General features: G+C 37.5%; 5 protein-coding genes and 1 pseudogene. 4 read left to right on the forward strand and 2 right to left on the reverse strand.

The genetic code is table 11. The features are described from left to right. Positions 1–35: 35 nt before the first annotated feature. The gene (locus AC075J_RS01070; RefSeq protein ID WP_020993830.1) at positions 36–1616 is read left to right on the forward strand and encodes an AAA family ATPase; all 1581 of its coding nucleotides are present in this window, start codon (positions 36–38) and stop codon (positions 1614–1616) included. Between the two features lie 1106 nt (positions 1617–2722). On the opposite strand, the gene AC075J_RS01075 is transcribed toward AC075J_RS01070, so the two are convergent. Together AC075J_RS01075 and tnpC are read right to left on the reverse strand one after the other, a co-directional pair. After that, positions 2723–2947, reverse strand: coding sequence for a transposase domain-containing protein (locus tag AC075J_RS01075; RefSeq protein WP_306774066.1), 225 nt, complete (start codon positions 2945–2947; stop codon positions 2723–2725). Next, positions 2930–3610 (reverse strand): annotated as a pseudogene (tnpC, locus tag AC075J_RS01080) (IS66 family transposase); the annotation flags it as partial. The gene AC075J_RS01075 and the pseudogene tnpC, both read right to left, overlap by 18 nt. A 202-nt stretch (positions 3611–3812) precedes the next feature. On the opposite strand from tnpC, the gene AC075J_RS01085 reads away from it, so the two are divergent. The 3 genes from AC075J_RS01085 (at position 3813) to AC075J_RS01095 (ending at position 6563) form a co-directional block, all read left to right on the forward strand. Next, positions 3813–4112, forward strand: coding sequence for a helix-turn-helix domain-containing protein (locus AC075J_RS01085; protein WP_008704385.1), 300 nt, complete (start codon positions 3813–3815; stop codon positions 4110–4112). A gap of 283 nt (positions 4113–4395) precedes the next feature. Next, the gene (locus tag AC075J_RS01090) at positions 4396–4962 is read left to right on the forward strand and encodes a hypothetical protein (protein WP_008704384.1); all 567 of its coding nucleotides are present in this window, start codon (positions 4396–4398) and stop codon (positions 4960–4962) included. A gap of 320 nt (positions 4963–5282) precedes the next feature. Further along, entirely contained in the window at positions 5283–6563 is a 1281-nt protein-coding gene (locus AC075J_RS01095) for an IS4 family transposase (protein ID WP_476389863.1), read from the forward strand. The last annotated feature ends 167 nt before the right edge of the window (positions 6564–6730 follow it).

The following is a 6730-nucleotide window of genomic DNA, read 5'->3' on the forward strand; positions in this document are numbered from 1 at the left end:
GCGGGAGCATGTCACAGAAATGGATGTGTGTCAATATGGGAATGTTCGTTAACCCTGATAATCTGGCATTTCAGGCAGCTTTGAATGCAAAGATCTATGTTGATAAAAGTGGAATCCTCAATTATACAAACAGTGTTCTGGGGTCAACAGATGCTTTTATATGCAATAGTCGTCCAAGAAGATTTGGAAAATCTGTTACTGCAAATATGCTTACAGCGTATTACAGCAAAGGATGCGATTCAGAAGAAATGTTTTCCAGACTGAAAATCAGTCAGGCAGAAGATTTTAGAAAACATCTGAATCAGTATGATGTGATTCATTGGGATATTCAATGGTGCATGGGGCCTGCCAATGGTCCTGAGAAAGTTGTTTCTTATATTTCAGAAAAGACAATTTTAGAATTAAGAGAATATTATCCTGATGTACTTCCGGCAGAAAATCATTCCCTGGCAGAGACACTGGCACGGATCAATACTGTAACTGGCAGAAAGTTTATTGTGATTATTGATGAATGGGATGTTCTGATTCGCGATGAAGCTGCAAAAGAGGATATCAAGAATGAGTATATCCGCTTCTTACGTGGTATTTTCAAAGGGACAGAGCCTACAAAATATATTCAGCTTGCATATCTTACAGGTATTTTGCCAATTAAAAAGGAAAAAACTCAGTCTGCCTTAAACAATTTTGATGAATTTACCATGGTAAGTCCAAGTATTCTGGCGCAGTATATCGGATTTACGGAAGCTGAAGTACAAAAGTTGTCAGATAAGTACCATCAGGATTTTGATAAGGTAAAGAAATGGTATGATGGATATCTGCTGAAAGATTACCAGGTTTATAATCCCAGAGCTGTTGTCAGCGTAATGCTGAAAGGAGAATATAAGAGTTACTGGTCGGAAACAGCCTCTTATGAAGCGATTGTGCCTTTTATCAACATGAATTATGATGGCTTGAAAACAGCAATCATTGAAATGCTTTCCGGCTCATCTGTCAAAGTTAATACAGCAACATTCAAAAATGACACTGTTAATATTCAAAGTAAGGATGATGTACTGACTTATATGATCCATTTGGGATATCTTGGATATGATCAGACAGAAAAAATTGCTTTTGTTCCCAATGAAGAAATCCGTCAGGAACTGACTAATGCTGTAAAAAGTAAGTCATGGAATGAAATGCTTATGTTCCAACAGGAATCAGAGACTTTACTTGATGCAACGCTGGATATGGATAACGAAACAGTTGCTGCACAAATTGAGAAAATTCATAATGAATACGCTTCTGTCATCAGGTATCATGATGAAAATTCATTAAGCAGCGTATTAGCCATTGCCTATCTGGGAACTATGCAGTATTATTTTAAACCGGTTCGTGAATTTCCTACAGGACGCGGATTTGCAGATTTTATTTTTATCCCTAAGCCTGAATATAAAAGTGCTTATCCTGCATTGGTTGTTGAACTGAAGTGGAACCAGAAAGTACAGACGGCAATACAGCAGATTAAAGACAGAAAATACCCATCCTCGATTTCAGATTATACCGGTGATATTTTGCTTGTGAGAATTAATTATGACAAGAAAAGTAAAAAGCATCAGTGCATAATTGAAAAAGTGTAATAGCATCTGAAAAACATGCGCACATTGGGGTCTGATCGCGCGTCCAGCAAAGGGTATATAGTCCGGTGGGTGGAAGACAATATATGAACTTATGTGACTTACATTGAATATACTTACGCTAACCTAAGATAATTGTTGTATAAGGAAAAATATAACTTTGACTTGAATAATAAAAAAAATGTGGTATAGTAATTATATACAGAACCATATAACCATATTTTTCATAAAAAACAATTGCTTTATTTATCGATTATTTTGAAGAATAATTTTTAAAAAGATTATTATTTATAACCTTATAACCAGTTTTTTAATTTGGTATTTGAATTATATTCATTTAAGTAGGCGATAGAAATGTCTGTTGTTAGCTTGGTATATAAAAAGACAGATTCCGTTAGACGGTTGAGCCAAACTTTGGAAGGTTAAGGCTAAATAAATTAAATATTCAACGCATTAACGATCGCTATCTGAGCTATGGCGGTCGTTTTTGCATTTCTTATCAAGAATACGAACTATGTAAGTACCAAGAATACTACTAACAGTTCCGTAAACTATAGTAAAAATAACAAAAGATACTGTCATGTGTATATCCTCCTTCTTGGGTATTTCCGTCATGAAGTCATGAGGATATTTATATAAACAGAACATCGCTGTTCTGACATGACTCAACCGCCTAACCATCCCAATCTAGCCTGAAACTGAAATGTTGGAATCTGCCTATGGAGATATTATAAGATTTTTCGTAAAGCATGTCTACTATAAATTTACATTTTTACACGATCATGACCTGTAATGAGATCTTTAATCTGGAACATCCGGATGGGAGCAAATCTGATTAGTGACAAACTGAGAAATCAGGGACACGGACACCGGATTATTCGATCAGCAACATTTTATTTATAATGGATAATTTGATATAAATTACTTCAATTTGGATAACGGATAACTATATATCATTCCATTAGTCATGTCTGAAAGGGCATTGGCGGGAGCGATGCTGGCTTTCGTAAATGGGGCTTTACTTGGGGGCTATGTTTATAGCAAAAGTTCTTTGGGGTTAGAAGGTAAACGTCAAATCATCCGCCCATCTATAATATAACGCCACCTCATCAGCGGCGCGATTTTCTGCATTCATCCGGAAGTTCTTCCGACCAGGGCATCAGATCATCCAGTTCTGCCGGATTTATCTTTCCATTCACATCGCAGCGTTTCGGCAGTTCTGTGAGGATATGCCGAAAATAATAGTATGGACGCAGGCTATTCAGTTTAGCGGTTTCAGAAATACTGTACACCATAGCATTTGCAGAGGCTCCATTTGCCGTGTTATGGAACATCCAGTTTTTCTTTCCGATACAGAAAGTACGGATGGAACGTTCAGAAGCTGAGTTATCGATTGGTACATCTCCGTCTGTCAAAAACACTTTCAGGTAAAGTTCCTGATTGACCAGATACTGCAGTCCCTGGCCTGTTTTTGATTTTGGCGGGACCGTACACTGAGAAAGCTGTTCTTTCACCCACGCAAAGAAATCCTCAACCATCGGCTGGATGATCTCCTGCCGTTTTTGAAGACGTTATTCAGATGAGAGCTTTTTCAGCTCGGTATCTGCAGTATAGAATCCCCCGATTTTCTGCAGTGCTGTATATGCGACCGAACTGTGCCCAGCAGAGGGATCCTTTTTATCCATCGCCTTTACCGCATCCGCAAAATCACGTCTGGCATGTGCCCAGCAGTTTGCATTGGTCACATCCGGCAGTTTTTTATCTACCAGATGATACTGCTGTAACCCATCCGTGACAAGGATCCCTTTATAATCCCTGTAGAATTCCAGTGGCTTTTGATGATCCCGGTCTTTCTGGTATTCGTATATCACGACAGGGCGCTCCTGATAAAACTCGCCGGAACGATGCACCCACATGTAACATTTGCTGTTTGGATGGCTGCTGTCCTTTATGACCTGTGTCGGTGTTTCATCTGACTGTGTGACATGCAGTTTCAGAAGTTATAAAGGAAAACGAGAGCATAGGCTACTAACGTTGCTCTAAAAGACCACATTGGGGTCAGACCCCATGAAATCCAAATAAAAGAAATGAATCAGAGCTAAAAGTTCTGTAAAAGAAACATGAAATATCTTGCAAAAACTTATCATGAGTGATAAAATCTCGTAAATGAGTTATCAGAGATGGAATGGAGATAAACAAATGCAGGAGAACATGAAAGAATACCTGACAGAAAAGGAAGCCAAGGAAAAGAGGCTGGAAGTATATACAGAGAAGATCCAGGAAAAGGTGTTGAGCAGATCTTCGGAAACAATCCGGCAGTTAGTGGAGGAGAGACACCGCCAGAAAATGACGCAGCAGGAAATAGCGGATATTACAGGGATAAAACCGTCGAATATGGCCCGGTTTGAGAGCGGTGGCAGGGTACCAACGCTGGTTGTACTGGAGAAATATGCGAATGCACTTGGAAAACATATTGAAATAAAAATCTGTGATGACTGACAGATTTTTATTTGGGATAATCATAGATGATACTATTATTAAAAATAGCGAAGCAAAATGGAGGGAGAAAGATCGCAAGAAAATTAAGGGACTGGTATCCGGGGGCAATTTACCATATCATGCACAATATATAATTGGGATTAAAAAAATATTTATATGGAATAATAGTTTCGCTATGTATCATATCTGGTGAGATGTTATTTTAACAATAAAATGTTGTATTTATACGTTTATGGGGTGGAATGAATATTTAATTGGTTGATGATAAGAAAGGTGGATTATAATGATTGAAAGTGAATTATATTACTTGGTAAAATCATATCGAGATGCAATAGAACAAGCGCATAAAAAAAATAGATTTTGTAAATGGCCATTTAATCAATTCCCGGAGGCCTGTTGCGGACAAGCTTCAGATATTTTGGCAAGGTTTTTAGGGGAGCAAGGCATTTATACAAAGGTTGTTAGTGGAAGTGATTCAAATACAACTCATGCTTGGCTTGTGCTAGATGATTCTATTTTGCAGAAAAATATACAAAGAGCTGAAGAAGCCACAGATTATGAAGAAGTAAATAAAATGAATAGGATTTTAGAAGGATATGGCTATAATAAAGAAATAAATATATATCCTTACTGTGATCTTGATTCTATTCTGAGGGGATGTACAATTATTGATATTACGGGAAGTCAATCCCAGTTTAGACTGGATTCCAAGTACTTTAATTATAACATTCCAATATATATTGGTGAAATGGATGATTTTCATAATTTGTTTGATATTAATAGTATTAATGAGTTCAGAAATGATGATAAATTGGATAATATTTATAGGATAGTCCAACAATATCTGTAATTTATGCGGATAATTAATTTAATCTTGATGCCTTTTCAAGGTGAGCTGCATTTTGCGCCCTCCGGCGGTCGCAAATGCGTTTTAGAACGGCCGCTCTGCGGAGCATAACGGCCGTCCGTTTTTAGCACCACATTGGGGTCTGACCCCAATGTGGTCAACTTAAGCCCAGAATGCTGAAAATTCAACGATTCTGGGCTTATATTCTGGATTTTTTATATAAATATCTTGACATATCCTCCTAAATATGTGGTTTATAGATTAAGCAATATTACGTTACCAGCGAAATATTTATCTATTCCAATACGTAGGAGGTATGCCATATGAATCGAACCAATATTTGTAAAAATATCGTCCAATCCATTAAAGATTATATCACAGATCAAGTTAAACTGGAACCCCATCGAATGGAAAAACATTTTGTACGGAGGAGAAAACTTTCACTTTTGCAAGTTATTATTTATCTGTTCTTCTCTTCAAAAGCTTCCATGTTCCAGAATCTTTCACAGATCAGAGAAGAACTGGGCACACTTTCTTTTCCGGATGTTTCTAAACAGGCACTTTCCAAAGCCAGACAGTTCATTAATCCTTCACTGTTTAAAGAACTTTATTACCTTTCTGTTGATCTGTTTTACAGCCAGATCTCTTCAAGAAAGCTGTGGCAGGGTTATCATCTTTTTGCAGTAGATGGTTCCAGGATCGAACTTCCGAATTCAAAATCGACGTTTGATTTTTTTGGCGAAATGTCCAGCTATCCTGATCCAAACCGACGTTATACCATGGGACTGGCTTCAATAATCTATGATGTTCTGGATGATTATATCCTTCATGCATCTATCCATAAATTTCTTTCTTCTGAACGAGCAGCTGCATTAGAACATCTTGAAGTTCTTGAAGATATGGGACTATATAACAACAGTATTATTATTTTTGACAGAGGTTATTATTCAGAAGATATGTTCCGCTACTGTGTAGAGCATGGGCATCTCTGTGTTATGAGACTGAAAGAGGGAATCAATTTATCTAAAAAATGCAATGGTGATATGATTTCCATTCTTCAGGGAACTTCAAAAGAAGGTACTTCCGATGTACCCATACGTGTCCTTGAGATTCCGCTTGATGATGGTACAAAAGAATATCTTGCAACAAACCTGTTTGATCCTGCTGTTACAAAAGATATGTTCCGGGAACTTTACTTCTACAGATGGCCTGTAGAACTTAAGTACAAAGAACTAAAAAGCCGCTTTGCCATGGAAGAGTTTTCCGGTGCTACTGTAGTGTCTATACAGCAGGAATTTTATATAAATATGCTTTTATCGAATCTGGCCTCCCTTATAAAAAATGAAGCAGATGAGGAAATACAGATTTCTGCCAAAAGCACAAATAAGTTCCGTTATCAGGCCAATCGTGCATTTATCATTGGACGGATCAAAAGTATTGTTCCCAAAATACTCTGCGGACTGTTTGAGCTTTCAATTATTGAACAGTTATATACAGATGCTGTACGCTGCAGATCACAGCTCCTGCCCGGCAGGTCGTTTCCAAGGAAGAAATTGAAATCCAAGGGACGTTCACATTTCCGAAATAAAAAAGCTTCTTTTTAAAATAGAGCCAGCATTCATCAATAGGCTTATTTAAGTGCGGCAATTTTTATGAATCTTCTGGTTTCCAACAAAACAGCAACTGTTTTCTGTCATAAACCGATTAATTTTGTAGTTTGCATTCGAGGATATTCGCTAATATGCCCCTAAGTTGACGCTAGGTTGACCAC

This window comes from Blautia sp. ZXY-1-C6 (genome assembly GCF_056339875.1).